This window comes from Streptomyces sp. NPDC000410, from assembly GCF_040300305.1.
Classification (GTDB): domain Bacteria; phylum Actinomycetota; class Actinomycetes; order Streptomycetales; family Streptomycetaceae; genus Streptomyces.
In genome coordinates this window covers 110,555-136,630 of record NZ_JBEPDM010000018.1, presented here as the reverse complement: position 1 = coordinate 136,630, position 26,076 = coordinate 110,555, and the positions used below count along the sequence as shown (strand labels likewise).

Here is a 26,076-nt window from a genome sequence, read left to right as displayed (position 1 = left end):
GTGTGATCGCGCATCTGCTGGCGCCGTTCATCTCGGCCTGTGTAGCTCCCCTGACGATCGTTGTCGTGATGCTCGCCTTCAACTGGCAGATGGGGATCGCCGCGTTGGCCGCCGTACCGCTCGTGGCGGCGATCCAGGTCCGGACAGGACACTCGATGGCAGCCGCCGATGCCGAGCGCGCCGAACGTGAGCATGAGGCCACCGGGCGGGTCATCGAATACGTCCAGGCCCAGCCGGTGCTGCGGGCCGGCGGCCGGACCATGGAACGCTTCCGGTCGCTCGACGACTCACTGAGCAACCTCCAACGGGCCTCCCGCCGGACCGCGTTGTCCGCGCTGCCCGGCGTCCTCGGCCTGACGCTCGCGGTGCAGGCGGTGTTCACCGTGCTGCTGGTCCTGGGCGCCTACCTCGCCCTCGGCGGGAGCATCGGTGCGGCGGAGATCCTGGCGATCCTGGTGCTGGCCGCCCGCTGCGCCGATCCGCTGCTGTCGCTGGCGGACATGGGCGGCCAACTGCGCGGCGCACAAGCCGAGTTGGACAGGATCGACGCGCTGTTGCGTACGGAACCGCTGCCGGAGGCCCTCGCACCGGTCCGGCCGGTGGGCCATGACCTGGAGTTCGACTCCGTCACCTTCCGGCACGGCGACCGCACGATCGTCGACGACGTGTCGCTGTCCGTGCCGCAGGGGCAGCGGCTCGCCGTCGTCGGGCCCTCGGGTGCGGGCAAAACCACGCTGCTGCAACTGCTCGCGCGGTTCCACGACGTGGACGCCGGCGCGGTGCGGGTGGGAGGAGTGGACGTACGCGCGATCAGCACGCAGGAGTTGATGGGGCAGATCGCCATCGTCTTCCAGGACGTCTACCTCTTCGACGGCACGATCGAGGACAACGTACGCCTCGGCCGCCCCGACGCCTCCGACGCCGAGGTACACGCGGCAGCGACCGCGGCGCGGCTGGACGAGGTGATCGAACGACTGCCGGACGGATGGGCAGCGCATGTCGGCGAAGGCGGCACCCTGCTCTCCGGCGGCGAACGCCAGCGCGTCTCCATCGCCCGAGCACTCCTGAAGAACGCACCCATCGTCCTCCTCGACGAGGTCACCTCCGCACTCGACCCGGTCAACGAGGCAGCCGTCCACGAAGGCATCGAACGCCTCATGGCGGGCCGGACGGTCGTGATGGTCGCGCACCGGATGAGGACCGTCCAACGCGCCGACCGCGTCGTCTTCCTGGACGGCGGCCGGATCGCGGAAGACGGCAGCCACGACGAACTGCTCAGCCGCGGCGGCCGCTACGCCGATTTCTGGGCGATCTCCATGGCCCCGGCAGCGAGTGAATGAGCCGCACTCCCCGTGGCCCGGCAGCGAACGAATGAGTCGGGCTCCCCTGACCCCGGCGCCGGGCCCCTTCCGTTCTGGCCGGATGGAGCCTCGGCAAGGCACTCCTCTCCCCGAAATACTGGTGCCCGAGATGCTGGGCGGACGCCCCGGGCGCATGGGGTATCCGGTGCCGGAAGGGGCGAGTGTGCAGTCGGACGTGACGGACCGCGGTGGTGAGGCGCGCCCGGACCTGCGGGCGCGTCGGCGCGTCGGCCGGGTCGCGCTGCGGGCCGATCTCAGGAGCGCCCTTCCCGACGCCGGTGCCGCGGTGGCGGTCACCGTGGCCGTGTTCGCCTTGCTGTACTACCGGGTGCGGTCCGGCACGTCCGACACCGTCGCGGTCATGCCGTTCATGGCCGACCCGGACACCTACTGGATGTATCTGCTCAGCCAGGCGTTCGGCTGGTCGGGGCTGCTGTGGGCCTGGGGAACCGTGATGCTCGGGCTGCTGCTGTCCGGTCCCCGCCCCGACCGGCTGCCCGTGTCGCGGGCGGTGCTGGAGCGCTGGCACCGCACGACGAGCCTGACGACCATGGCGCTGATGTTCGCGCACGCCTTGATGTTCGCCGCCGAACTGGTGCGGTACGAGGCCGGGATGGCGTGGGCGGCACGGCTGTGGGCGGGGTTCGCGGACACCTTCGTGCCGGGCTGGTACGACTCGGGGACCGGAAGGCTCGCCATCCCGCTCGGCCAGGGCGCCCTCTACCTCGCCGTCCCGCTCGGCCTGCTGTTCTACGTCCGGCACCGGATCGGACCGAACACCTGGCGCCGACTGCACCGGTTCGTCATCGTCGTGTACGTGCTGAGCGTCTGGCACACGCTCCTGTACGGCACCAACGTCTGGTTCGACGGGTGGCCGCGCACCACCCTGTGGCTCCTCCAAGTGCCCGTCGCGGTGCTGCTCGTACTGCGGCTGGTCCGCCCTGCACGGGCCGCCGAGCGGCTGACGGCGCCCCGCCGCGAGGGGCGGACGTCACCGCTGGGATGGACGGCCCGGACCGCGGGCCGGGCAGCGGCCGTCGCCGTGGTCGTCGGCCTCCTCGTGGTGACGGTCTCCGGGCACGACGGCGGGCGGCCCCGTCCGGCGGAGCCGCCCGCGCCCGCCCCGCACGTTCACGAACCGGAGTGACTCGGCACCGCCGGCGCGGGCCGGGCCGCGGCCCCGGGTAGGAAGGACACCTGTGGCGCGCCCGTCCGGGGGTGGACGGCGACCTCGGCCGCGACGCCGTACACGTCGGCCAGCAGCTCCGCGGTCAGCACCTCACCGGGCGGCCCGGACGCCGCCACCGCCCCGTCGCGCAGCACGTACAGACGGTCGCAGTAGTAGGCGGCGAGGTTCAGGTCGTGCAACGCCACCAGCACCGTCGCGGGCGACTGCCGGAGGAGTCCGAGCACTTCCAGCTGGTGGCGTACGTCCAGATGGTTGGTCGGCTCGTCGAGGACCAGCAGGGAGGGCTGCTGGGCCAGGGCGCGGGCGATCAGGACGCGCTGACGCTCCCCGCCGGAGAGGCGGTCGAAGGGCCGGTCGGCCAGCGTGGCCGCGTCCACCGACTCCAGGGCCCGGTCCACCAGCGCGGCGTCCTCGGCGGTGTCCCCGTCGAGGAGCCGCTTGTGCGGGGTGCGGCCCATCGCGACGACCTCCCGGACCGTCAGATCGAAGTCGGTGCCCCCGTCCTGCACCACGGCGGCCACGCTGCGGGCCAGCCGGCGCACCGGCAGCGTCCAGGCGTCCGTACCGTCCACGCGCACGCGTCCCGCGTCCGGCCGCAGGACGCGGTAGACCGTGCGCAGCAGGCTGGACTTGCCGCTGCCGTTCGGCCCGACCAGGCCCACCACCTCCCCGGGCCGGGCGGTCAGCGAGACGTCGCGCACCAGATGACGGGCGCCGGCGGTGAGGGTGACACCCTCGATGCTCAGGTCGGTCGCGTCGCTCATGCCACTCCTCCGCTCACGTCGCGGCGGGCGTCGCGGCGCATCAGCCACAGGAAGAACGGCCCGCCGCACAGCGCCGTCAGCACCCCCACGGGGATCTCCATGGGCGCGGCGACGGTCCGCGCCGCGATGTCGGCCCAGATGAGGAACACCGCTCCGGCGAGCGCGGCCGTCGGCAGCACGCGGCGGTGGTCCCCGCCGACGAACAGCCGCACGATGTGCGGGAGCATCAGGCCGACGAAGCCGATCGGCCCCGCAGCCGCCACCAGGACGCCGGTGACGAGCGACAGCAGGACGAACATCCGGGCCCGGAACCGGGCCACGTCCAGACCCATGCTGGTCGCCGACTCCTCGCCCGCCAGCAGCAGGTTCAGCGACCTCGCCTGGACCAGCAGCACACCGATGCCCAGCAGCAGGGCCGCACCCGGCAGCCACAGCGTGCCCCACTGGACGCCGCCGAGACCTCCCAGGGTCCAGGCCAGCACGGCCCGCGCCTCGTTGCCCCGGTCGGAGGTCAGCAGCAGCATGTCCATCACCGCCGTGAGCACCGCCGCCATCGCCACACCCGAGAGCACCAGCCGCACCGAGGTGATGCGTCCGCCGGTGCGGGCCGTCGCGTAGACGAGGAACAGCGTCAGCAGGGCGCCCGCGAAGGCGGCGACCGACAGCGACACCGGGCCGAACAGGGTGACGCCGAAGACGATCACCATGACGGCCCCCAGGGACGCGCCCGACGAGACGCCCAGCAGGTACGGCTCCGCCAGCGGATTGCGGACCAGCGCCTGCATGGCGGTGCCGATGACGGCGAGGCCCGCGCCCGTGACCGCCCCGAGGATGACGCGCGGGGCGCGCACGTCCAGCACGATCCTCTCCCGGGGGCGCGACCAGGTCGGCTCCGACCAGTCGGCACCCAGCGCGTGCGTCACGATGCCCCAGACGTCGCCGGGCGGCACGTGGACCGAGCCGATGGCCATGCCGGCGGTGGCGGAGGCCAGCAGCAGCCCGCCGAGGACCGCCACGGTGCCGGCGAAGGACCAGCGGCGCGGCCCGTCCGCACCCCGGCCGCCGCGCACGGCCGGGGCGGTGGCGACGGACTTCTTGGCGGGGCCGGACGTCTTGGCGGGGACGCTCACCGGAGCCGCTCGGGGTGCAGCCCGCGCGCCAGCTCCTCGACCGCGTACGGTGGCCGGACACCGACCAGGGTCGCGGTCAGCGGCAGTACGACGAACCGCTTGTTCCTGATGGCCGGCACGTCGGCGAGGGCGGCCTGCGACAGGAGGAACTTCTTCTTGTCCTCGACGCTTCCGGCACCGGCGTAGTCGTAGATGGCGATCACCTCCGGCTTCCGCTCGACGACCTGCTCCCAGGAGACGTCGCCGAAGACGTCGTCCAGATCGGCGAAGACGTTCCGGCCGCCGGAGAGCCGGATGATCTCCGTGCCGAGGCTCTTGCCGCCGGCGGTGAAAGCCGACTTGTCGCCACTGTCGTACACGAAGACCGGCACGACGGGAGCCCCCTTGAGGGCCTCCGTGGTCCTGGTCACGCGGCCCTGGAGGCCGGCCACCAGCTTGTCGGCGCGCTCCGGGACGCCGAAGACGTCGCCGATGGTCCGGATCTCGTCGTAGGTGTCCTGCATGGACACCTGCTTCTTCTTCCCGCAGTACTCACGGTTGAGATAGGTGTCGATGCCGGCGTCGGCGAACGCCTTGCGCGAACGGCCCTCGTTCTCTGCGAACGCGCTGCCGTAGCCGCCGTAGACGAAGTCCGGGTCCGCGTCGAGAACGGCCTCGAAGGAGGGCTCCTTCTCCGCCAGCTCGGGGATCGCCTCGTAGTCCTTCTTGAGCTCGGGCAGGACGGCCGAGTCGGGGAAGGCGGTACCGACCATGCGGTCCCCCAGCCCCAGGGACAGCATCAGTTCGGCCGGATGCTGATGGATGGTGACCACCCGGGAGGGCGGCTTGTCGTACGTGGTGCGCACGCCGCAGTTGTCCAGGGTGACCGGGAACCCCTGGCCTGCCGAGGCCGATGCCTTCGCGGTGCCGGCACGGTCGTCCGACGTGCCGCAGCCGGTCAGGACGACCGTCGACAGGGCGAGGGCCGTGGCCGCCGCGCGCAGGGCCCGGCGGCGCGGCCGGGCGGAAAGGGGGAAGAAAGGGAGACGGGGCATGCCGTCGTACACGTAAGGCCTCCTGCGGAGTCCGCGCTCCTCGGATCGGGCCCGCGACAGGCCAGTGTCCTGACTCCCGGATCGGCCTTCCCCTCCGCCCTTCCGCGGCGCGCGCGGTGGCGTGCGGGAAGGGGCGCACTCCCCGGTCACAGTGGCGGGACCGTGCCGGAATCGCACCGGCTTCCTGTCTCCCGTCGCGGTGATGACCGGGTGATCTTACGATCCGACATGTGAGGGGCGAAAGGGCGTACGGTGGCTTACCGCGCGCCCCCGCCCGCGTCACCCCCTGCGGACCGCCCGGACGATCAGCCGCTCGGCGTCCTGGTCGTACGGCCGGCCGTCGAAGCCGCCGAGGATCTCGACGTCCTCGAAACCGGCCGCCAGGGTCATCTCCCTCAGCTCCACGGCGCTGTACACGAACCACACGAGGGCGGCCCGCGACACCCGCTCCCCCCGCACGAGCACCCAGTCGCTGCGCAGCCGCGCCCAGTCGTCCAGCACCGTGTCGGTCTGCACCAGCAGATCGTCGCCCCGTTGGACCACCTTGGGCGGTACGACCTTCCGGGCCAGCAGCTCCTTCCCGGCGACGTCCAGCAGGAGGGTGCCCCCGGGGGCCAGACTGTTGTGGACGGTGCGCAGCACGCGGGCGTTGTCGGCGGGATCCTCGAAGTACCCGAAGGACGTGAACATGCTGAGCACGACGTCGAAGGCCGCGGGATTCGCGTACTCCCGCATGTCGGCCCGGACGTAGTCGGCCGTCACGCCCCGGTCGGCGGACAGCTTCCGGGCCCGGTCCAGCATGGCCGGGCTGCGGTCCACACCGGTCACCTCGTAGCCCCGGCGGGCGAGCGGAACGGTGAACACGCCCGGCCCGCACGCCAGATCCAGCACCCGCGCCCCGCGCGGGAAGGCGAACAGCGCGGAGGTGTCGAGGAGTTCCTCGGCCTGGGCGAAGCGCTGGTCGGAGAAGAGGAAGTCGTAGAACTCGGTCCAGAAGTCATCGTCCTGGAATCCGCCGGTGTGTGTCATCGGACGCCGTTGTTCCTTCCGTGTCGTCGGGGTCTGTGGGGTGAGGAGGAGCGACGGTCCTGCCGCGCAGGGTGAGGAGGAGCGGCGGCAGCAGGACGCACTGGGCCGCCGCCGCGACCCAGAACCAGCCGGTGTCGCCGGTGCGTTCACCGAGGCCGTACAGCTGCCCGCCCAGCAGGCCGCTCAGGCAGGCGCCCAGTCCCGCGGCGAGCCGCTGCTGTCCGAAGACCACGGCGTCCGAGCGCGGGCTGCGCCGCAGGGCCTCCAGGTCGTTCTTGAGGAACAGAACGATGTCGCCGAGGGTGATGAGCGCTCCGCCGGTGAGGAGGGCCGCCTTCGTACCGAAGGCCAGCACCGCCATGCCGACGGCCAGGCCCGCGAAGCCGGTCACGAGGGCGAGCGGGTAACTCATCCTGCGGATCGCGTCCGAGGCGAGCGGCTGGACGACGATGACCAGCACGAAGCACAGCAGGAGCACCAGGCTGTAGAACTCGCTGGAGGCCCGCTCCACGGCGAACACCGCCAGGTAGTGCTGGAAGTGGAAGTAGAGGTAGAACGCGAGGGTGTTCGCGGCGAAGGGAAGGACCGCCACACCGCCCAGGAGCCCTTCGCCGGAGGGTCCTTCGCCGACGGGGCCCGCACCGCTCCGTTCCACGGACGTCTCGGGGAGCCGTGTGTGGCCGGCCAGGACCAGGGCGAACAGGACCGCCACGGTGAGGAACAGCGGACCGGGCGACGACAGGACGAAGGGCCCGGCGACGAGCGGGCCCACGGCCATCCCGGCGTTGAGGGCCGCGTTGCCCAGCGAGAGGAACACCGGTCGGCGGTGCTCGTCGACGCCGTCCACGAGGTACGCCTTGTTGGCGGGCAGGTACAGCGCGGCACCGCAGCAGGTCAGGATCAGCGCCGCCACGGCCATCGGCGGCCAGCGCAGTGCCGCCAGGAAGCCCACGAACCCGGCCGTGCGGACGGCCAGCGCCCACACCATGGTGCGGCGCAGCCCGATGCGCTCGGCGAGCGCCCCGCCGACGACGCCGCCCGAGAACTGGACGAGCGAGGCGACGGCGAGGACGACCCCGACCGCGCCGAGCCCCATGCCGAGCCGTTCGTGCAGGAACACCGACATGAACGGCAGGATCATGAAGCTGCCGAGCGGGATCAGGAAGGAGCTGAGGAGGAGGAACCGCAGGGGACCGGTCAGCGTGGACAGCACCGCCCGTGCACCGGACCCGGACACCGGGGGATCACCCATCGGACATGTGGCGGGCCGCATGTCCCGGTTCCGGGAAGGGCTCTGTGAGGACGCGTACGGCGCCCGCGGCGGCGACCGCGCAGTGGGTGGCGAGTTCCGCCGTCTCGGCCTCCGCGTAGACGATGCCCGCGTAGCCGCGACTGTCGTCCAGGTGCTCGATCGGGTCGCCGGGCCGCTTGACCGGGTACCAGACGGGAGAGCCCGGCATGTCCGCCAGCCGGTCGAGCCCGGCGACGCCGGTGAACACCCCGGGCCGCGCGGGATAGCCGAGGACGAACGCCACGGCCGGCCCGCCGGGCAGCTCCATGTCCATGAGCGCGGGACGCAGCCCGAGCGCCGTCTCCACCATCGCCTCGTACACGTTCACCCCGAGCGCCCGGCACATGCCCTCGCCGACGAGCGCGCCTCCGATCCGCGGGTTGATCTCCACCAGTTCCGGACCGGCCGTGGTCCAGGCGAACTCCACGTGGGCGAAGCGGTCGGAGTACCCGACGGCCGCGAGCACCTGGCCGAGCCACCGCTCCAGAGCCTCGTGCCGCTGCCGTGGGAACGCGACGGGGAAGGCGGTGATCTCCTCCCGGAACCGCGGCTCGGGCGACATCAGCCGGCTGGATACCCCCAGCAGCCGTGTCCGCCCCGCCCACGACAGGGTCTCCGCGCTGTAGACGGGACCGGAGAAGTAGGGTTCCGCGAACAGACGGCCCTTCAACTGCCGGTCGGCGGCCGCCGGCAGAGCGGCTTCCGCCTCCTCCCTGTCCCGTACGAGCCATACGTTCTGGCTGCCGGTACCGGCGCTGTCCTTGAGGACGGCGGGCAGGCCCACCTCCTTCACCAGCCGCGCGGCCGCCTCGGGGTCACCGGGATCGACCTCCGCGGCCCGCCCCGCGGTCAGTCCGGCCGCGAACAGGCGGTCGCGGACGGCGGCCTTGTCGCGCGTCAGCCGCAGCACCGCCGGGTCCAGGCCGGGCAGGCCGAGGCGGGCCGTCAGCTCGGCGCCGACCGTCGTCCAGGTGTCCGTGGAGCTGATCAGGCCCCGCAGTTCCGGCATCCGGCGTAGGTGTGCCGCCACCGCCTCGGTGTCGAAGGTGTCCGTCGTCACGACGTCCAGTGCGTGCGACGGCAACCGCTGGAGCTCGTGGCCGTACCAGGAAGGGTCCGAGGTCAGGAGGACCAGCTGCTCGCCGAGCCGTTCCGCGGCCCGGACGAGGTGACCGAGACCGAAGGTGAGCGATTCCAGGGATACGACGGTCATGCGGCCGGCTCCTTCCAGGGCGCCGGGGCCGCGGCGCGGTTCCACGCCATCGTCGACCACGGCATGGACATCGCTTCGGGGGTGTCGACCTCGACCGGTTTGAGCGCGGCCGGGTCCAGGGCGTCCCGGTGGCGGGAGTGGACGCTCTCGACGTAGCGGTGGCCGGTGTCGGCGCCGATCACCACATGGAGCCGGTCGGGGTGCCGGCGTGCCTCGTGGATCGCGGCCAGATGGGCGGCACCGCTGGACAGACCGGCGAAGACGGCGTGGTCGCGCAGCAGGGCGACGGTGCCGGACATGGCGTGGGTGAAGTCCATCCAGTGGACGGCGTCGTAGAGCGCGTGGCGGACGTTGTCGAAGACGATCGAGGAGCCGATGCCGGCGATGATGGCGGCGGGGTCGTGGTGGTCCTGGCTGCCGAAGGTCACGCTGCCGAACGGCTGGACACCGACGAGCCGGACCGAAGGGTCCCGGCGGCGCAGGTGCTCGACCAGCCCGCCCGTCGACGCCCCCGATCCGACGCCGCCGACCACGGACAGCGGCCTGTCGTCCCTGACCGCGGCGGAGACCAGGTCGGCGACCTCCCGGTAGCCGAGGTAGTGCACGTTGTCGTGGTACTGGCGCATCCAGTGCACGTCGGGCCGTGCGGCGAGCAGTTCCCGCACTCGCCGCACGCGTAACTCCTGGTCCAGCTTGAGGCTCGGCGACGGAGTCACCTGTTCCACCGTGGCGCCGAGGACTTCCAGTTGGGCCAGTGTCGTCGCGTCCACGGTGGTGGACGCGACGATGTGGCACCGCATGCCGTAGCGGTGACAGGCCAGTGCGAGGGCGTAGGCGTAGATGCCGCTGGAGCTGTCCACGAGCGTCTGGCCCGGCCTGATCACGCCGCGGTCGCGCAGGTCGCGGACGGCGGCGAGCGCCGAGTAGACCTTCATGGACTCGAACCGGATCAGGACCGTGTTCTCCGTGAGCCGGACGAGGTCGGGGACCTTGAGCGCGTCGGTGATGTGAGGGTGGATCACCCATAGCCTCCTCGGGCGAACGAGCACTGGTGGCCCAGCGAGTGGAAGAAGGCGGACAGCTCGTTCTTGACGGCGGGAGCAGGCCGGCGACAGAAGAGGTATCCGACGAGAGAGCCGGTATGGGCGACGAAGACCCCGTCCGCCCCGAAGGCCTCGCGCTCGGCGAGGACGGCGTCGAAGGTGCTCTTGGGCAGAGCCTCCTGGGACAGTACGGCGCTTGTGGTCGCCGCCCGGGCGACCGCCGGCGGATCCCCGGCGGCGAACCCTTTGAGCAGGTCGGTCAGGCACCTGTCGTACTCCGCCGCACGGCGCCGGTAGTGCCCCAGCAGCAGGGGGGTGACGGCGGCGGTGTCCACGGTGCCCGGCTCCGTGATGAAGGCGGTGTGGAAGCCGATATCGGTGCCCAGTCGCCGGACGACCCGGTGCCGGCCACTCAGGTAGAGCGCGAACTCGTCCAGGAAGACGCTGTCGGCCCGCTCGATCGCCGACAGGATCCCCATGACGACGTCGGGGTCGTACGGCAGGGAGAAGACGCGGAACAGACAGCGCAGCGTCGCCACGATGTCGGCGGTCGAACTGGCCATCCCCACGCCGACGCCCAGGTCGGAATGGGTGCTCCAGCGGCCCGGCGGCAATGTCAGCCCTAACCGGTCCAGGAACAGATCCACGGCCGCCGCCGTCTTCTCGCCGAACGGCGGTGCCTGCCGCGGCCCCGTCTCCCGGGTGAAGTACACCCAGGAGTGGCGGTCGACGGGGAACGACACGATCGCGAATTCCGGATCGCCGCCCGCCCGCAGCGGTCCTTGGTACAGCTCGCCCAACGTACCGTGGCAGACGCCGGCGACTGTCGCTCCGAAGCCCCGGACGCGATGCTCCCCGGTCACGAACACGCCCTCCCTCGCCGCCCCGGCCCCGAGCACGTGGGTCGACGGGGAGAAGGCGCCGCGTCGCGTGTGCGCGCGCCGGCCTGCACCGTCGACCCAACCCTCGAGGCCACCGTGAACAGCGCGTGCGTCCGTGACACACGCGCGCAGTGGCAGGTCTTCGGACTCGTGGGCGCGTCGACCGGTGGCTCCGGCGACTCCTACCGGCCGTCGCTTCCCGAACCCTCATGGGGGTCAGTGCTGTTGACGGCTTTCGTTCTCACTCACCGCTGCGGGACAGTCCCGGATTCCCACCGGGTTCCCTCTTACGACGCGTCGTGTACGGACGCGAACCGACTGCGCTGCCAGCGTAGTGGCGCACCCAGGCAGCGTGACAGAGGGGCCTCGGGCATTGTCTTGATTTCCGCTGCTCCGGGCGCGGCCGACCGCACCTCGTCGTGGCGGCGGCGGGCGGGTACGCCGAGGTCGCGGGGGCGCGGGGCCCGCGCGACGAGCGCCGGGCCGCTGCCCCGTCCGTCCCACGCGCTGGCTTATTGCCCATGGCTTGCAAATACTGAGCAGGCGCATCCACCTCGGTGGGCAGCCGGCCGGACGCCGGCGGCGCCGGTCCCCGTGTCGTACCAGCGCACGGCGTCGTGCTCGCCCGGCAACAGGTCCGCCCGTCCGGTCTCGGTGGCCGGCGCGGCGTGGCGATGACGCCGGCCGATGCGCCGGTCGTCGACGCGGGGGAACTCCACCCGGGAGTCGTCCAGCAGGGTGTGGGCCATGCTGCCCGCGGCCGTCCTGGGGTGGGCGGTGATGCCCGCGGGCAGGGACCCGCCGAAGTCCTCGCGGCCGTCCGTCCCGACATCAACGTCGTTCGGCACGCCGACCGCGTGCCGGCCCTCACCGAGTCGGCCTGCCCCTTCCGGATCGACCCCGGACTGGGGTCTCGCCCGTCACGTCCAGGTCGGCGACGTCGACCTGTTCGGTCACCGGTGCGAACGAACCCGGCAGGTGGGGGACGCGGGTGGGGTCGAAGCGGGGCGGCGTGTGCGTGCTCACGGGACCTCCCGGAGGCGCCCGGCGGGATCGCGGTGGGTTCGAGGGGGCGGCCGTCCCTCCGTGGGTGTGCGCGGACGGCACTTTCCCGTGAAACGCGGTACGGGTGCGGCTGCCAGGCGTCCCGGCGAGGCCGCCCGCCGTGCGGCCCACCCGCGCGGCCCGGGGGGTCGGAGGCAGGTGATGTGGATCACGTTCGCAGGGCCGATGACTCCGGTCCCCGGCACCGGTCATATACGCGACAACACCATGACGAGGAAGGTTCCCCATGGCCCACACGCTCGGCGCCGCCCACCACGCCACCCACGCCACGACTTCGCCGCGACCGGCGGCGCGCGGACTGCTGGCCGGCGGCCTCGTGGCAGGCCCGCTGTTCCTGGCCGTGGGCGTCACCCAGGGACTCACGCGCGACGGCTTCGACTTCACCCGCAACGCGATCAGCCAGCTCGCCCTCGGTGACCTGGGCTGGATCCAGACGGTGAACTTCGTGGTCACCGCGGCCCTGTTCGCCGCCGGCGCGATCGGGCTGCGCCGGGTGCTGCGCGGCGAACCCGGCGGGGTGTGGGGACCGCTCCTGGTCGGCGTGTTCGGCGCGTCGTTCCTGGCCGCCGCCGTCTTCCCCGCCGACGCCGGGGCCGGATTCCCCGTCGGGGCTCCCGACGCCACCTCGCTCAGCGCGCACGGCGCCGCCCACATGGCCGGCGGCATGGTCGGCTACCTCGCGCTGTGCGCCGCGTTCCTCGTCCTGGCCCGACCGCTCTCCTCCCGGGGGCACCGCGGCTGGGCCGTGGCCTCCCGTATCGCTCCCGTGGGTGTGCTCGCCGGGTTCGTCGGCTCCTCCGCCTCGGTCCTGGCCTTCACCGCCGGGGCGGGGCTCGGCCTGGCGTGGCTGACCGCGGTGACGGCCCGTCTGCTCACCGACACGGAGCACCACTAGCCGGCCGCTGATCCATCGAGCACCATCGACACCATCAAGATCATTTCGCTGATGAAACGGAGCATCCCATGACCGACGCCGTGAAGGGCCCCGCCAGCTACTTCCCCTCGATCGAGAAGAAGTACGGCCGGCCGATATCCGAGTGGCAGGACCTCATCCGCTCCTCTCCGCTGACCAAGCACATGGAGCTCGTCTCCTGGCTCAAGGCCGAGCACGGCCTGGGGCACGGGCACGCCAACGCCCTGGTCGCCCACACCCTCGCCGAGGGCGCCGGCCAGTAGGCGACGGGCGGCGCCGGTACGGGACCGGCCGCCGCCCCCCTCCGGGCAGCGCCGCCACGCCAGGGCTATGCCGCCCTGAGGACCTCCACTGTCCCCTGCCCGCCGTCGACGCGGATCCGGTCGCCCGTCCGGATCCGCGTCGTCGCGTTCCCGCAGCCCACGACCGCCGGGATGCCGAGTTCGCGGGCGACGATCGAGGCGTGCGAGAGGTTCGCGCCGGCATCGGTGACGATCGCCGAGATACGCGTGACCGCTCGGACCCGCGGATCGAACTCGCCCCGGACCACGTGGGACAGGCCGGAAGAAGCGACGGGTGCAGCTCGTACGCCGCCCGCCGCGCCGGTACGGCCGCCGGCGGTGCCCCGTCCCCGCCCAGCACCCGTCTCCTCGACCGTGCCGAGGCCCGCCAAGTGCCGGTCGAGCCACATCCCCTGGCACCGGCGCGGCCGGCGACCGTGATCGGGTTCGGCGCCGGGCCCCGGGGGTGCCCGGCCATGCGGTACGCCCCGAAGGTCCGGTATCCCCGGTGCTGGGTGGTTGGAGAAAAATGCTTGGACCGCGCGGGTGCCGTCGCGGGACACTGCGAATCCTGTCGTTCCGGTCCGATGAAGCAGGGTTGGGATGGGATCGTCTGAATCGCGCAAGGGTTCGCCGGGCAAGGGTCCGGTGCTCCTGGCACTTCGTTACTACGGACGGGAGCTGGCCCGGCTCCGGTGGCTGACCGTACCCGCGATGCTGCTCCCGGCACTGGGCAACATCGGCCTCAACTACATCGCGCCGCTGGTCGTGGCGAAGCTCGTCGGCCGGATCGCGGAGGGCACAGGTACCGACATCGGCTCCGCACTGCCCTACGTCCTCGGCTTCGCCGCGGTCCTGCTGCTCGCCGAGGCTCTGTGGCGCATCGGATACCACTGCCTGAACCGTCTCGACGCCCTCGGCATCGAGCACCTGTACGTGGTCGGCATGGACGAGCTCTTCGCCAAGGACGCCGCGTTCTTCCACGACAACTTCGCCGGGTCGCTGACCAAGCGGGTCCTGAGCTTCGCCCGGTGCTACGAGGACTTCGTCGACACACTGACGTTCCAGGTCGTGGGCAGCCTCGTACCGCTGGTGTTCGGATCGGTGGTGCTGTGGCAGTACGAACCGCTGCTCGTCCTCGCGCTCCTGGTGCCGATCACGCTGACGGCGCTGTGCGTGACGCCTCTGGTCCGCCGCCGCCAGGCACTCGTCGACCAGCGGGAGGAGGCGATCGCCCGGGTGTCGGGCCACGTCTCCGACAGCCTGATGAACATGGACACGGTCAGGGCCTTCGCCGCCGAGGAGCGCGAGGCCGCCGAGCACCGGTCGCGGGTCGCGGAGTCGAGGCGGCTCACGCTGCGTTCCTGGGACTACGGCAACCTGCGCATCGACACCGTCGTCGCGCCGATGTCCGTGCTGACCAACGCGCTGGGCCTGCTGCTCGCCGTCGCGCTCGCAGGCAACGGGTACGGCGTGGAGGCGGTCGTCGTCGCCTTCGCCTACTACACCAGCGCGACGCGGATCATGTTCGAGTTCAACCAGATCTACCGCCGCCTGGAGAGCTCGATGACGGAGGGCGCGCAGTTCACCGAACTGCTGCTGACCCCGCCGACCGTGTGCGACCCGGAGTCCCCCGAGCCGCTCCTGTCGAAGTCCGCCGACGTGAGCTTCGAACAGGTGACGTTCGCCCACGGGGGCGGCAAGCCGCTCTTCGAGGGCCTCGACCTGGACGTGCCCGGCGGCACGAAGATCGGCCTCGTCGGCCGGTCCGGCGGCGGCAAGACCACGCTCACCCGGCTGCTGCTGCGGATGACGGACATCGACTCCGGCCGGATCCTGATCGGGGGGCAGGACATCGGCAAACTGCGCCAGGCCGACCTGCGCAGTCTCATCGCCTACGTCCCGCAGGACCCGGCGATGTTCCACCGCACGCTGCGGGACAACATCGCGTTCGCCCGGCCGGACGCCACCGACGCCGAGATCCGCCGCGCGGCCGAGGCGGCGCATGTCACGGAGTTCGCCGACGCGCTCGCGGACGGCTTCGACACCATGGTGGGCGAGCGCGGGGTGAAACTGTCCGGCGGACAGCGCCAGCGGGTCGCCCTCGCCAGGGCGATCCTGCGCGACGCGCCGATCCTGCTGCTCGACGAGGCGACCAGCGCCCTGGACTCCGAGAGCGAGATCCTCGTCCAGGACGCGCTGTGGCGGCTCATGGAGGGGCGTACGGCGCTCGTGGTGGCGCACCGGCTCAGCACGGTCGCCACCATGGACCGGCTCGTGGTCCTCGACCGCGGCCGGATCGTCGAACAGGGCACGCACCAGGAGCTGCTCGCCACGGACGGCGCCTACGCGAAGCTGTGGCAGCACCAGTCGGGCGGCTTCCTCGACGACCTCGACGACACCACGCCCGCGCCGGCCGACCTGCACTGAACCCGGGCGGGGCGGCGGGGCGGACGGCTACTCCAGGTCGAGCAGTTGCTCGTAGAAACCGCCGAAGCCATGTCGCTCGTCGATGAGGTGGATCTCCAGGATCCAGTGGCAGCGCCACCCCGCCCGGTCGGTGCGGCGGATGGGGTGGTCGTTGTCCGGGGTGATGTAGGACTCGGCCTTGGCGCCGTCGATCGTCTCGTGCGGGAACTCGCCCACGAGGTGGCCCGCGTGCCATCCGCCGAGGGTCCAGCCCGCCTTGGCGGCGAGCGCCTGTACCTCGGCGTGGAGCTGCCGGCCCGTGATGACGGGATCGGCGCGGAACGCCTCCCGGCCGGCCGCGAAGATCACCGGCAGGTCGGCGCGCAGCCGGTGCTTGGCCGGGTCCTCGCCGAGGACGAAGGTGCGGCCGAAGTCCGCCTCGTACTCCTCGAAGATCGGGCCGAAATCGGCGAAGGCGATGTCGTCCTCGCCGATGATCCGGTCCGGAGGGTTCTCCCGGTACGGGAAAACGGTGTTCGGCCCGGAGCGGACGATCCGCTTGTGCCAGTGCTTGGTGGTGCCGAACATCTCGTTCGCGAGGTCCCGGATCCGGTCGCTGACCTCGCGCTCGCCGGCTCCGGGCGCCACGATTCCCCGTGACTCCACCTCCGCGAACAGGGCCACGGCCTTGCGCTGGGCCTCCACCAGGCCAAGGGCACGCAGCTGTTCGTCCATGCGGTCGGGTACTGCCATGGTGCTGTTCCTCTTCCTCTTGCTCGCCGTCACGGGGTCGCGCGCACGATGACGAGCGACCCCTCGTGCGTCGGTTGTGTGCGCAGCTGCCCGAAGCGCTCGTCCCAGGCCCCGGAGGCGAGGTCGTCGCGCAGCTGCCGGTCGAAGCGTTCGCGGACGCCGTCGTCGACGAAGCTCCACGCCGAGCAGGCCTGGCGGGCGGCGGGGTCGAGGAGCATCTCGGGGCGTCCGTAGTACGCCTCGTTGAAGCCGTCGGTACAGTCCAGGGGGATCGGTACGGCCTGGACGCTGCTGTCTCCGCCCAGCGCCGCGGCCATCTCCTCGACGGGCGGGTAGCGGCGGGCCTCGGTGTCGAGGACCTCGGGCGCGTACTCGTACAGCCAGAAGTCGCGTACGAGCCGCGGGTCGCAGGTCAGGATGACGACGGGGCCGCGGGTGACGCGCCGCATCTCGCACAGGCCCGCCGTCACGTCGCTCCACTGGTGGACGCTGAACAGAGTCATCGCGCCATCGAACTCGCCGTCGGCGAAGGGAAGTTCCTCGGCGACGGCGTTGACGGCCGGGGCGAGGCGGGCGGGGCGCTGCGCACGCATGGACTCGGACGGTTCGACGGCCGTCACGGACCGGGCTGCGCTCTCGTAGGATCCGGCGCCCGCGCCGATGTTGAGGACGGTACGGGCCCCGCCGAGGGCCTCGGCGATGGCCTGGGCGATGCGGGCGTCGGGCCGCCGGTAGGCGGAGTATCCACAGCCTATGGCGCCGTAGTCGACGTCTCCGGCGCTGCCGTCCTGGGTGCGTGTGGTCATGGGTCCTTACCTCGCCTCGTGAGCAGGAACAGGGGGATGGGTGCTGCCCTCGCGCGTCGCCGGTGGTGAAGGCCCGCGCGGGGGACGGGAGGTGCCGCCGCCCGCCGTCATCTCAGCTCCTCCGGACTCCTGCGCCCGAACACGCACCACACCCCTTGCATATTGCACCCAAGAGAGTGTCCCCGTAAATGATCTGGCAAATGCTCGGCTGATCGACCAAAAGGCTCACATCTGCGGTTTCGGATGATGGACCCTCGTGACGTCGATGCACGGTGATCCGATGCCACGTGCGCGACCTGTACCGGCCAGTCTGGTGCACCACACCCGGGTGGCACGCCGTGTTCCGGCCGTTTTCTCGGGTGACACCGCCGACGGCTCGGACACCCGGCTCCGTGACGGCCGACAACAGTGCGGCCGACGGGGGTTCCGTCGGCCGCACCGTCATGTGGGGCCCGCGCCGGTCAGGCGGTCACGGTCCGGCGTTCCTCCTCCGCCTCGGCCGGCGACAGCCGGCCGGTGCGGTGCAGCGCGTGGAGCGCGGCCGCGCACGCCAGGCCGAGTGCGCAGAGCGCCACCCAGGGCAGGGCCGGCACTCCGGCGTCGCGCGCGGCGTCCAGCGCCATGCCGGTGAGCAGATTGCCGAGCGTGATACCGATTCCGCAGACGGTGTTGTAGAGGCCGTAGTGCGTGGCCACGAGACGGTTGCCCGCGAGGCGGACGATGGTGTCCATCTCGAAGGGGTAGGCGATCATCGTGCCGAGCGCGAGCAGCAGCGCGGACAGGGCCGGGGGCAGCCCGGCCAGCAGCCACAGGCCCGGCCCGCCGTCCGGTACCGGCACGGCGGAGGCCAGCAGGAGCGGGAGGAACGCCGCCCCCATCGCCAGCAGCCCCCAGGTCAGCGCCCGGCCCGGTGCCATCCGGGCCTTGCACCAGGCGGTGACCCTGGTCTGGAAGGCGATCGTGCTCAGCCCGGAGACCGCGAAGAGGACCGCCACCGCGGCCGTGCCGAACTGCCCCTCCCCACCCAGTCGTCTGACCTCCAGTGGGAGGGACAGGTAGACCTGGAAGGACATGACGTACGAGCCGATCATGGCCACGGAGAACAGCAGGAACGGACGGTTGGCGAGGATCCCGCGCCACTGCCGCAGGACGCCCTCGCGCACCCCGGCCGCCGTGTCGGATCGGTCGGCGCGGCGGGCCGGCAGGGCCCGGATCTGGATGACGCTCAGGATCGCGAAGATCCCTGCCGCGACCAGGCAGGTGATGCTGAAATCGATGCCGGTCAGGACCATGCCGACCAGCGGGCCGAGCAGGATGCCCGCTTGGTAGAAGACGTTGAACAGGGCGAACGCCTCGACGCGCCGCTCGCCGGCGCCGGCCGCCAGGTAGGCGCGGGAGGCGGGGTTGAACAGGGCACCGGCCAGCCCCGTCGCGGCGGACGCGGCCAGCAGGGCGGGGACGGACTCCACCAGCCCGAGGGTCGCGAAGCCGGCGGTGCGCAGCACGAGCCCGGCGATGATCATGGGCTTGTAGCCGAGGCGGTCGGCCAGTGTCCCGCCTATGAGGAACATGCCCTGCTGGCTGAAGTTGCGGACGCCGAGGATCAGCCCGACCATCCAGCCCGCCAGGCCCAGCGGCCCGGCCAGATAGGTCGCCAGATAGGGCATCAGCATGTAGAAGCCGAGGTTGATGGTGAACTGGTTGACCATCAGCAGCTGGACGCTGCCGTCGTACGAGCGGACTTGGGCGAGCGTGTTCTTCACCGGGCCTGCCCCTGCCGGTCCGCCGCGCCCTTCACGCCGGTTTCGCCGTCGGCCTCGCTGTCGGACTCGTTCTCGCTCCCCGCTACGAGCGTGAGCGGGTCGACGACGGTCGTGCACCGGGTCCAGCGGGTGACCTCCTTCTCGTCCAGTCGGCCGATGAGGTCCGGTTCCGGCGCCGGCGGGGAGTCGAGCAGGCCGTGCGCGGCGCAGTAGCCGTCGTCGTAGACGGTGCCGAGGTACCGCTGGGGGCCGTCGGGGAAGATCGCCGCGATGCGCGCGTCCTTCGGGAGCGACCGGGCCAGCCAGCCGGCGACCAGCGCGACCGCGCCCACGCTCCACCCGCCGGTGGCGTAGTGGGAGCCCGCCAGCTGACGGCAGGTCCACACGGCTTCGGAGGGGGAGACCCAGTGCACCTCCGTGAAGTTGTCGTAGGCGACGTTGCGGGGGTAGATGCTCGACCCCAGTCCGCGCATCAGCCGCGGCCGGGCCGGCTGCCCGAAGATCGTCGAGCCGATGGTGTCCACTCCCACCAGCGTCAGGTCGGGGTAGAGCTGCCGCAGGACGCGCGAGATCCCCGCGGAGTGGCCGCCGGTGCCGACGCTGCACACCAGCACGTCGATGTGCCGGAGCTCGGTGGCCAGTTCGAGGGCGAGCGGGGTGTAGGCGGTGGTGTTGTCAGGGTTGTTGTACTGGTCCGGGCACCAGGAGTCGGGATGCCGGGTCATGAGCTGCTGCACGCGGTCGCGGCGCGCCTGCTGCCAGCCGCCGGAGGGATGGGGCTCGGAGACCACGTCGACCTGGGCGCCGTACGCGACGAGCAGCCGGGTCATGGACGGTTCGAGGCCCGGGTCGGTGACCAGGGTGACCGGGTGGCCGTGGACCATGCCCGCCAGCGCGAGACCGAGGCCCAGGGTTCCGCTCGTGGACTCGATGATCCTGGCGCCCGGCTTCAGGTCGCCGCGGGCGCGGGCCCGTTCGACCATGTGCAGACCGGGACGGTCCTTGATGCCGCCGGGGTTGAAGCCCTCCAGCTTGGCCCAGAAGCCCCGGCCCGCAGGCGCGAGCGGTTCGGAGATGCGCAGCAGCGGGGTGTTGCCCACCAGCTCCGACAGGGCCGAGCGGCCGGTGGACGATGTGTCGGTGGTCGAAGAATGCATGTCTGTGCCTTCGTTCGTTCGATGATGGCGTCGGTCGGTCGTTCGCGTGGCATGCCGTGACGGCCGGGAATCAGCAGGGCGGAGCCCCGGGCCGGAGGACGGCATGCGGCAGCCGCGTGCGGCTGCGCGGCGAACGGCCTAGATGAGCCACCGGCAAACGTCGGCCAGTGTGGAGCGACCGGTGCGGGCCATGGAGGGTCTGCCGGAGCAGAAGGCCGCCGAGGCCGTCTGCTCCACCGGCAGCGCACCGACCTGCAAGGAAGAAAGCGCGGCGGGCGCGTCGGCCGGGCGCTGGGGCTCGCCCGTCGACGCCGACGCCGACGCGGTCAGGCAGGGAGGCGTACAGGCCGAACCGTGGCCGTGCTGCGGGCGCTCCGGGTGTTCCTGTGTGTCGGAGGGCTCCGCGTGTCCGGCGTGCGTGGCCGGTGCGGACAGGGAGAGGTGCCGGTGTTCGTCGTTGGCGAGGTACGAGGAACAGTGCGCGGCGGCCAGGAGCAGCACGCTCAGCACACATGTGAGCAGAACCCCCGGCCAGGACGGGACCGGGACCGGAGTCCGGTGGGCCGAGCGCGGCAGGGGTGGGGTCAGGGGGAACACAGATCCTCCGAGCGGCAGCCACTTCCCCGTCCGCAGGGGGCGGGAAGCGACATGGGCGGGTGCGCGCGGGCAGCAAGAACTCACATTCGGCGCGCGCGGGGGGCGTCGGAAGCTCCGACGCCTACACCTGAAGGACGACCTGTGCTCTGCAGAACGCGGAGGAGGCGGCAGGGGATTGCCGCACGTGCTCGGCCGGCCGCTCAGGACCGGAACTCGGAGAAGTACGACGCTCGTGCGGGGCGTCGGCGAGGTCGGGCTTGCCCGCCGCGGACGACGGTGCGCCCGCAAGGCGCGCACCCTCCACCGCCGAGTGGCCCTCGCTCTCGGAACAGCCCGCGGCGGATGTCGCCACCTGGCCTTCCGCGCTCACCGAGGAGACGGGGACGGAGATGGAGACGGCCTGTACGGCCGCTGCTTCGCTGTCGTGTTCCGCTTCCGCCAGCGAGCAGCACACGCCGAGCAGGCCGAGCAGCAGCAGGGTCAGCCCGGCAGTGACGAGCCGACCCACCTGAGAAGGGGTCGACTCGCCGCCGGAACGCGACCAAGCTGTCATCACACCGTGATCATAGCCCGCGTCCACAGGGGCTTGGGCACCCTTCCGAAAGAGCGTGCGATCCAACGGTGCGCGTCTGCAACGGATTGAAGGGTTTTCGGTCAGGAGCCGACGTAGGCCGCCAGGTGTTCGCCGGTGAGGGTGGAGCGGGCGGCGACGAGGTCGGCGGGCGTGCCTTCGAAGACGACCGTGCCGCCGTCGTGGCCGGCGCCGGGGCCGAGGTCGATGATCCAGTCGGCGTGCGCCATGACCGCCTGGTGGTGCTCGATGACGATGACCGACTTGCCGGAGTCGACGAGCCGGTCGAGCAGGCCGAGCAGATGCGCGACATCGGCGAGGTGGAGGCCAGTCGTCGGCTCGTCGAGGACGTAGACGCCGCCCCTCTCGGCCATGTGGGTGGCCAGCTTGAGCCGCTGCCGCTCGCCGCCGGACAGGGTGGTGAGCGGCTGGCCGATGGTGAGGTAGCCGAGTCCGACGTCGGCGAGACGGTCGAGGATGCGGTGCGCGGCAGGCGTGTGCGCCTCGCCGGAGCCGAAGAACTCCTCGGCCTCCGTCACCGACATCGCGAGCACCTCGCTGATGTCGCGGCCGCCGAGGCGGTACTCCAGCACCGACGCGTCGAACCGCTTCCCCTCGCAGTCCTCGCAGGTGGTGGAGACGCCGGCCATCATCGCCAGGTCGGTGTAGATCACGCCGGCGCCGTTGCAGGTGGGGCAGGCGCCCTCGGAGTTGGCGCTGAACAGCGCCGGCTTGACGCCGTTGGCCTTCGCGAACGCCTTGCGGATCGGGTCGAGCAGTCCGGTGTACGTGGCCGGGTTGCTCCGCCGCGAGCCGCGGATCGGGCTCTGGTCGACCGAGACCACGCCCGCGTCGGCGGGGACCGACCCGTGCAGGAGGGAGCTCTTGCCGGAGCCTGCGACACCGGTGACGACGGTGAGCACCCCGAGTGGGACGTCGACGTCGACGTCGCGCAGGTTGTTCCTCGTCGCGCCGCGGATCTCCAGGGCGCCGGTGGGCTTGCGCACCGTCTCCTTGACGGCGGCCCGGTCGTCGAGGTGGCGGCCGGTGATCGTGTCACTGCTCCGCAGCCCCTCGACGGTGCCTTCGAAGCAGACGCTGCCACCCGCCGTACCGGCACCGGGGCCGAGGTCGACGACATGGTCGGCGATCGCGATGACCTCCGGCTTGTGCTCCACGACGAGCACCGTGTTGCCCTTGTTCCGCAGCCGCAGGAGCAGGTTGTTCATCCGCTGGATGTCGTGGGGGTGCAGACCGGAGGTGGGCTCGTCGAAGACGTAGGTGACGTCGGTGAGCGAGGAGCCGAGGTGGCGGATCATCTTGACCCGCTGCGCCTCGCCGCCCGAGAGCGTGCCCGCGGCCCGGTCGAGCGAGAGGTAGCCGAGGCCGATCTCCACGAACGAGTCGAGGGTGTGGCGCAGCGCGGTGAGCAGCGGCGCCACCGAGGGCTCGTCGAGGCCGCGGATCCACTCGGCCAGGTCCCTGATCTCCATGGCGCAGAGGTCGGCGATGCTCTTCCGCTCGATCTTCGACGAGCGGGCCCCCTCGCTGAGCCGGGTGCCGTCGCACTCGGGGCACGTGGTGAAGGTGACCGCCCGCTCCACGAAGGCCCGGATGTGCGGCTGCATCGCCTCCTTGTCCTTCGACAGGAACGACTTCTGGATCTTGGGGATCAGTCCCTCGTAGGTGAGGTTCACGCCCTCGACCTTCACCTTGGTCGGCTCCCGGTGGAGGAAGTCCTGCATCTCCTTCTTGGTGAACTCGCGGATCGGCTTGTCCGGGTCGATGAAGCCCGACTCCGCGTAGACCCGCACGGTCCAGAAGCTGTCCGACTTCCAGCCGGGGATGGTGAACGCGCCCTCGGCGATCGACTTGGAGTCGTCGTAGAGCTGGGTGAGGTCGATGTCGGAGACCGCGCCACGGCCCTCGCAGCGGTTGCACATGCCGCCGGTGCGCTCGTACGTCGCCTTCTGGGCCTTGGTCTTGGCGCCGCGCTCGACCGTGATCGCGCCGCTCGCCCTCACCGAGGCGGTGTTGAAGGAGTACGCGCTGGGCGGGCCGATGTGCGGCTTGCCGAGCCGGCTGAAGAGGATGCGCAGCATCGCGTTGGCGTCGGTCGCGGTGCCGACCGTGGAGCGGGGGTCGCCGCCCATCCGCTGCTGGTCGACGCTGATCGCGGTCGTCAGCCCGTCGAGCACGTCGACCTCGGGCCTCGCCATCGTCGGCATGAAGCCCTGGACGAAGGTGCTGTACGTCTCGTTGATCAGCCGCTGCGACTCCGCGGCGATCGTGTCGAACACCAGCGAACTCTTGCCCGAGCCGGAGACGCCGGTGAACACCGTCAGCCGGCGCTTCGGGATCTCGATGCTGACGTCCTTGAGGTTGTTCACACGGGCGCCGTGCACGCGGATCAGAGCGTGGCTGTCGGCGTCGTGCGGCGCGGACGACTGTGTATCCGTGCTGGTGGCCCTGCTCATCGTGTCTCCATCTGTCAGCGGGCCGCCTTCGCGGTCTCCGTGGCGTCGCCCGGTCCGATTCAACCAGCAGTCGAGGCGGACCGACGCGACGAAGCCCCGCCGGACCGTGCGGGCTCGTAGGGGGTGTTCAGACGAGGCGGCGCATCCAGTCGTACGGGTCCGCGGCCCGGCCGTACTGGATGTCGATCAGCCGGCGGCGCAGCCGCATGGCCACCGAGTCCTCGGCACCGGACCGCGGTGAGACCGCCTCCCCGCCGTCCCAGGCCAGTCGGCCGACCGGGGTGACGACGGCCCCCGTGCCGCAGGCGAACACCTCGGTGACGGCTCCGGAAGCGACGCCGTTCTGCCACTCCGTGATCTCCACGGGGCGCTCCTCGATGTCCAGCCCCAGGTCCTTGGCCAGGGTGAGGATCGAGGCACGGGTGACTCCCTCGAGAATCGTTCCGAGCTCCGGAGTGACCAGCCGGCCGTCGGCGGTGACGAAATACAGGTTCATCCCGCCGAGTTCCTCGATGTAGCTGCCCTCGGCGGCGTCGAGGAAGCAGACCTGTTCGCAGTCGTGCTCGGCGGCCTCCACCATCGGGGCCAGGCTCGCGGCGTAGTTGCCGCCGCACTTCGCCGCTCCGGTGCCGCCGCGCGCGGCCCGGGTGTAGGCCGACGAGAGCCAGATCGACACCGGCTTGACCCCACCGGAGAAGTAGGCGCCGACCGGACACGCGATGAGCATGTACGTGACCTCATGGGCCGGCCGCACGCCGAGGAACGGCTCGGAGGCGAACATGAAGGGCCGCAGGTACAGGCTCTGTTCGTCCTGGTCCGGCACCCAGACCGCGTCGGCGCGCACCAGTGCCTCCACCGAGGCCAGGAAGTCCGGCGCCGGCAGCTCGGGCAGGGCGAGGCGCCGGGCGGAACGGACGAACCGCTCCGCGTTGGCCTCCGGCCGGAACGTCCAGATCGACCCGTCGGCGTGACGGTACGCCTTCATCCCCTCGAAGATCTCCTGCGCGTAGTGCAGGACCGCCGCCGCCGGGTGCAGCGAGATCTCGGCGAACGGGACGACCGCCGGGTCCTGCCAGCCGCCGTCCTTCGTCCACACGGCGCGGGCCATGTGGTCGGTGAAGTACTTGCCGAATCCGGGGTCCGCCAGGACATCGGCCCGTCGCTCCGGGCTCGCCGGACTGGGGTTCGGCTGAATCGGGAACAGCAGGCTCATCGCAGGGTTCCTCTCGGTCGGCCGCGTTGCCCAGCGGGTGCCGTCAACGAGCCTCAGGGGTAAGGGAGATCGCGTCGTCGATGTGCGTGAGGGAGCACGGGGCCCGGACTCATGACTACCTGACGCGCACCGGGGTCGCCAGGAAAGCACCGGTTCGCGTCGTCGTGTCATCGGCGTTTCGACAACATATCGGCCGGGACGGGAGCCGGGCAACGATGTCCGATCATGACGGCGCCGACCTGCCGGACACGCCGACCGGGCGGGCCGCGACCGCGCCGGGCGGGGCCGTCCGGGGCCACCTGGCACGATCTGCGGGCGAAGGGCGACCCCACCAGGAGGGGCGCCGCCCACCGGGAGGACGTCGAGGAAATGGTGGATCCGCTCAGTGCAACGCCGCCTGACGGCAGTGCCGGTGAAGAGCTCGGCAGAACCGTCGAAGCCGCCGCGGAACGACTGGTGGGCCGACTCGTGGTGAGTGTGGGAACCGATCTGGTCGACATCGACGAGATACGGACGGTGCTGGCGAGGCAGCCCCGCTTCGCCCATCGCGTCTTCACCGCCCGCGAGCGCGCCTACTGCCAGATCCCGGACGACCCGGCCGAACGGTTCGCCGCCCGCTTCGCGGCCAAGGAAGCGGTGCTCAAGGCGCTGGGAGTGGGGATCGAAGGCGCCGCTCTGACGGACATCGAGGTGGTACGCCTCGACTCCGGCCGCCCCCGGCTGGAACTGACGGGGCGCGCCGCCGCGCGCGCCGAGGCGGCGGGCATCCGGTCGTGGCTGCTCACGATGAGTCACAGCCGCCATCTGGCCCACGCCTTCGTGGCCGGACTCGCCGAATGCTCCCATCCGAAGGCCTGCGGATCACGGACGGATGATACGAACACGCCCTCGGCGTAAGCCTGTTCGTCCTGCTAAGCTCCGGGCGCTTTGAGGGGCACCCCGAGGCAACCAACATCGCTGTGGGTGCGTCATCTCAGGTGTCAGTACTCCAGGGGGGAGGACGCGTGCACCCACGCGCCGTCGCACATGTCTTGGAATTCGAGCGTCACATCGTTCCCGTCGTCGACCGGATCCGGGCCGCACAGGTTCGTGGAGAGGTCCAAGGGCTGACCACCGAAGTCGATGAGCTCTGTCAT

At 71.5% G+C, this 26,076-nt stretch carries 25 protein-coding genes and 2 riboswitches; of the genes, 6 read left to right on the top strand and 19 right to left on the bottom strand.

The window, feature by feature from the left end; all coding sequences use genetic code 11:
• Together ABT342_RS20065 and ABT342_RS20060 are read left to right on the top strand one after the other, a co-directional pair.
• Positions 1-1,340, top strand: a 1,340-nt coding sequence (locus ABT342_RS20065) for an ABC transporter ATP-binding protein (protein WP_351575258.1), incomplete at its 5' end; no start/stop codon positions are given.
• A gap of 154 nt (positions 1,341-1,494) precedes the next feature.
• Complete coding sequence (locus ABT342_RS20060) at positions 1,495-2,508, top strand: ferric reductase-like transmembrane domain-containing protein (RefSeq protein ID WP_502965582.1); 1,014 nt, start codon at positions 1,495-1,497, stop codon at positions 2,506-2,508.
• On the opposite strand, the gene ABT342_RS20055 is transcribed toward ABT342_RS20060, so the two are convergent.
• The 9 genes from ABT342_RS20055 to ABT342_RS20015 all read right to left on the bottom strand — a co-directional run bounded on the left by ABT342_RS20055 (position 2,493) and on the right by ABT342_RS20015 (position 11,783).
• On the bottom strand, positions 2,493-3,314 hold the full coding sequence (locus ABT342_RS20055) for an ABC transporter ATP-binding protein (RefSeq protein ID WP_351575255.1): 822 nt from the start codon (positions 3,312-3,314) through the stop codon (positions 2,493-2,495). The genes ABT342_RS20060 and ABT342_RS20055 overlap by 16 nt on opposite strands.
• Positions 3,311-4,384: a FecCD family ABC transporter permease gene (locus ABT342_RS20050; RefSeq protein ID WP_351575279.1), complete on the bottom strand. Its 1,074-nt coding sequence runs from the start codon at positions 4,382-4,384 to the stop codon at positions 3,311-3,313. Before ABT342_RS20050 ends, ABT342_RS20055 begins: the two co-directional genes overlap by 4 nt.
• Before the next feature lie 56 nt (positions 4,385-4,440).
• On the bottom strand, positions 4,441-5,490 hold the full coding sequence (locus ABT342_RS20045) for an ABC transporter substrate-binding protein (RefSeq protein WP_502965579.1): 1,050 nt from the start codon (positions 5,488-5,490) through the stop codon (positions 4,441-4,443).
• A 30-nt stretch (positions 5,491-5,520) separates the two neighbouring features.
• A riboswitch (cobalamin riboswitch) is annotated at positions 5,521-5,702 on the bottom strand.
• A 55-nt stretch (positions 5,703-5,757) separates the two neighbouring features.
• Complete coding sequence (locus ABT342_RS20040) at positions 5,758-6,507, bottom strand: class I SAM-dependent methyltransferase (protein ID WP_351575249.1); 750 nt, start codon at positions 6,505-6,507, stop codon at positions 5,758-5,760.
• On the bottom strand, positions 6,476-7,759 hold the full coding sequence (locus ABT342_RS20035) for an MFS transporter (protein WP_502965578.1): 1,284 nt from the start codon (positions 7,757-7,759) through the stop codon (positions 6,476-6,478). Before ABT342_RS20035 ends, ABT342_RS20040 begins: the two co-directional genes overlap by 32 nt.
• Positions 7,752-9,011, bottom strand: coding sequence for an ATP-grasp domain-containing protein (locus ABT342_RS20030; protein WP_351575244.1), 1,260 nt, complete (start codon positions 9,009-9,011; stop codon positions 7,752-7,754). Before ABT342_RS20030 ends, ABT342_RS20035 begins: the two co-directional genes overlap by 8 nt.
• Positions 9,008-10,033, bottom strand: coding sequence for a cysteine synthase family protein (locus ABT342_RS20025; protein WP_351575241.1), 1,026 nt, complete (start codon positions 10,031-10,033; stop codon positions 9,008-9,010). Before ABT342_RS20025 ends, ABT342_RS20030 begins: the two co-directional genes overlap by 4 nt.
• The gene (locus tag ABT342_RS20020) at positions 10,030-10,917 is read right to left on the bottom strand and encodes a GHMP family kinase ATP-binding protein (protein ID WP_351575238.1); all 888 of its coding nucleotides are present in this window, start codon (positions 10,915-10,917) and stop codon (positions 10,030-10,032) included. Before ABT342_RS20020 ends, ABT342_RS20025 begins: the two co-directional genes overlap by 4 nt.
• 135 nt (positions 10,918-11,052) lie before the next feature.
• Positions 11,053-11,269, bottom strand: a riboswitch (cobalamin riboswitch).
• A gap of 178 nt (positions 11,270-11,447) precedes the next feature.
• Positions 11,448-11,783, bottom strand: coding sequence for a hypothetical protein (locus ABT342_RS20015; RefSeq protein WP_351575235.1), 336 nt, complete (start codon positions 11,781-11,783; stop codon positions 11,448-11,450).
• A 443-nt stretch (positions 11,784-12,226) separates the two neighbouring features.
• Here ABT342_RS20015 and ABT342_RS20010 point away from each other — a divergent pair, with 443 nt between their 5' ends.
• A complete protein-coding gene (locus tag ABT342_RS20010) occupies positions 12,227-12,895 on the top strand; it encodes a DUF998 domain-containing protein (RefSeq protein WP_351575232.1) in 669 nt (222 codons plus the stop codon).
• 68 nt (positions 12,896-12,963) lie between these two features.
• Positions 12,964-13,176 (top strand): DUF4287 domain-containing protein, encoded by a 213-nt coding sequence (locus tag ABT342_RS20005; RefSeq protein WP_351575229.1) that lies wholly within the window; start codon positions 12,964-12,966, stop codon positions 13,174-13,176.
• A 65-nt stretch (positions 13,177-13,241) separates the two neighbouring features.
• Here the strand turns inward: ABT342_RS20005 and ABT342_RS20000 are convergent, their stop codons facing one another.
• Complete coding sequence (locus ABT342_RS20000) at positions 13,242-13,604, bottom strand: PEP-utilizing enzyme (RefSeq protein WP_351575226.1); 363 nt, start codon at positions 13,602-13,604, stop codon at positions 13,242-13,244.
• Positions 13,605-13,797: 193 nt separating this feature from the next.
• Between ABT342_RS20000 and ABT342_RS19995 the strand changes: the two genes are divergently transcribed.
• Positions 13,798-15,624, top strand: a complete 1,827-nt coding sequence (locus ABT342_RS19995) for an ABC transporter ATP-binding protein (RefSeq protein ID WP_351575223.1) — start codon at positions 13,798-13,800, stop codon at positions 15,622-15,624.
• Between the two features lie 27 nt (positions 15,625-15,651).
• On the opposite strand, the gene ABT342_RS19990 is transcribed toward ABT342_RS19995, so the two are convergent.
• The 8 genes from ABT342_RS19990 to ABT342_RS19955 all read right to left on the bottom strand — a co-directional run bounded on the left by ABT342_RS19990 (position 15,652) and on the right by ABT342_RS19955 (position 24,940).
• Positions 15,652-16,356, bottom strand: coding sequence for a M24 family metallopeptidase (locus tag ABT342_RS19990; protein WP_351575221.1), 705 nt, complete (start codon positions 16,354-16,356; stop codon positions 15,652-15,654).
• 29 nt (positions 16,357-16,385) lie between these two features.
• Positions 16,386-17,162, bottom strand: coding sequence for a class I SAM-dependent methyltransferase (locus ABT342_RS19985; protein WP_351575218.1), 777 nt, complete (start codon positions 17,160-17,162; stop codon positions 16,386-16,388).
• 461 nt (positions 17,163-17,623) lie between these two features.
• Positions 17,624-18,925 (bottom strand): MDR family MFS transporter, encoded by a 1,302-nt coding sequence (locus ABT342_RS19980; RefSeq protein ID WP_351575216.1) that lies wholly within the window; start codon positions 18,923-18,925, stop codon positions 17,624-17,626.
• Positions 18,922-20,082: a PLP-dependent cysteine synthase family protein gene (locus ABT342_RS19975; RefSeq protein ID WP_351575214.1), complete on the bottom strand. Its 1,161-nt coding sequence runs from the start codon at positions 20,080-20,082 to the stop codon at positions 18,922-18,924. Before ABT342_RS19975 ends, ABT342_RS19980 begins: the two co-directional genes overlap by 4 nt.
• 138 nt (positions 20,083-20,220) lie before the next feature.
• Entirely contained in the window at positions 20,221-20,592 is a 372-nt protein-coding gene (locus ABT342_RS19970; RefSeq protein ID WP_351575212.1) for a hypothetical protein, read from the bottom strand.
• Between the two features lie 208 nt (positions 20,593-20,800).
• Complete coding sequence (locus ABT342_RS19965) at positions 20,801-21,232, bottom strand: hypothetical protein (RefSeq protein WP_351575209.1); 432 nt, start codon at positions 21,230-21,232, stop codon at positions 20,801-20,803.
• 101 nt (positions 21,233-21,333) lie between these two features.
• Complete coding sequence (locus tag ABT342_RS19960; protein WP_351575206.1) at positions 21,334-23,727, bottom strand: ATP-binding cassette domain-containing protein; 2,394 nt, start codon at positions 23,725-23,727, stop codon at positions 21,334-21,336.
• Positions 23,728-23,854: 127 nt separating this feature from the next.
• Positions 23,855-24,940, bottom strand: a complete 1,086-nt coding sequence (locus ABT342_RS19955) for a branched-chain amino acid aminotransferase (protein ID WP_351575203.1) — start codon at positions 24,938-24,940, stop codon at positions 23,855-23,857.
• Between the two features lie 225 nt (positions 24,941-25,165).
• Here ABT342_RS19955 and acpS point away from each other — a divergent pair, with 225 nt between their 5' ends.
• On the top strand, positions 25,166-25,837 hold the full coding sequence (gene acpS, locus ABT342_RS19950) for a holo-ACP synthase (protein WP_351575200.1): 672 nt from the start codon (positions 25,166-25,168) through the stop codon (positions 25,835-25,837).
• Between the two features lie 83 nt (positions 25,838-25,920).
• On the opposite strand, the gene ABT342_RS19945 is transcribed toward acpS, so the two are convergent.
• The gene (locus tag ABT342_RS19945) at positions 25,921-26,076 is read right to left on the bottom strand and encodes a hypothetical protein (RefSeq protein ID WP_351575197.1); all 156 of its coding nucleotides are present in this window, start codon (positions 26,074-26,076) and stop codon (positions 25,921-25,923) included.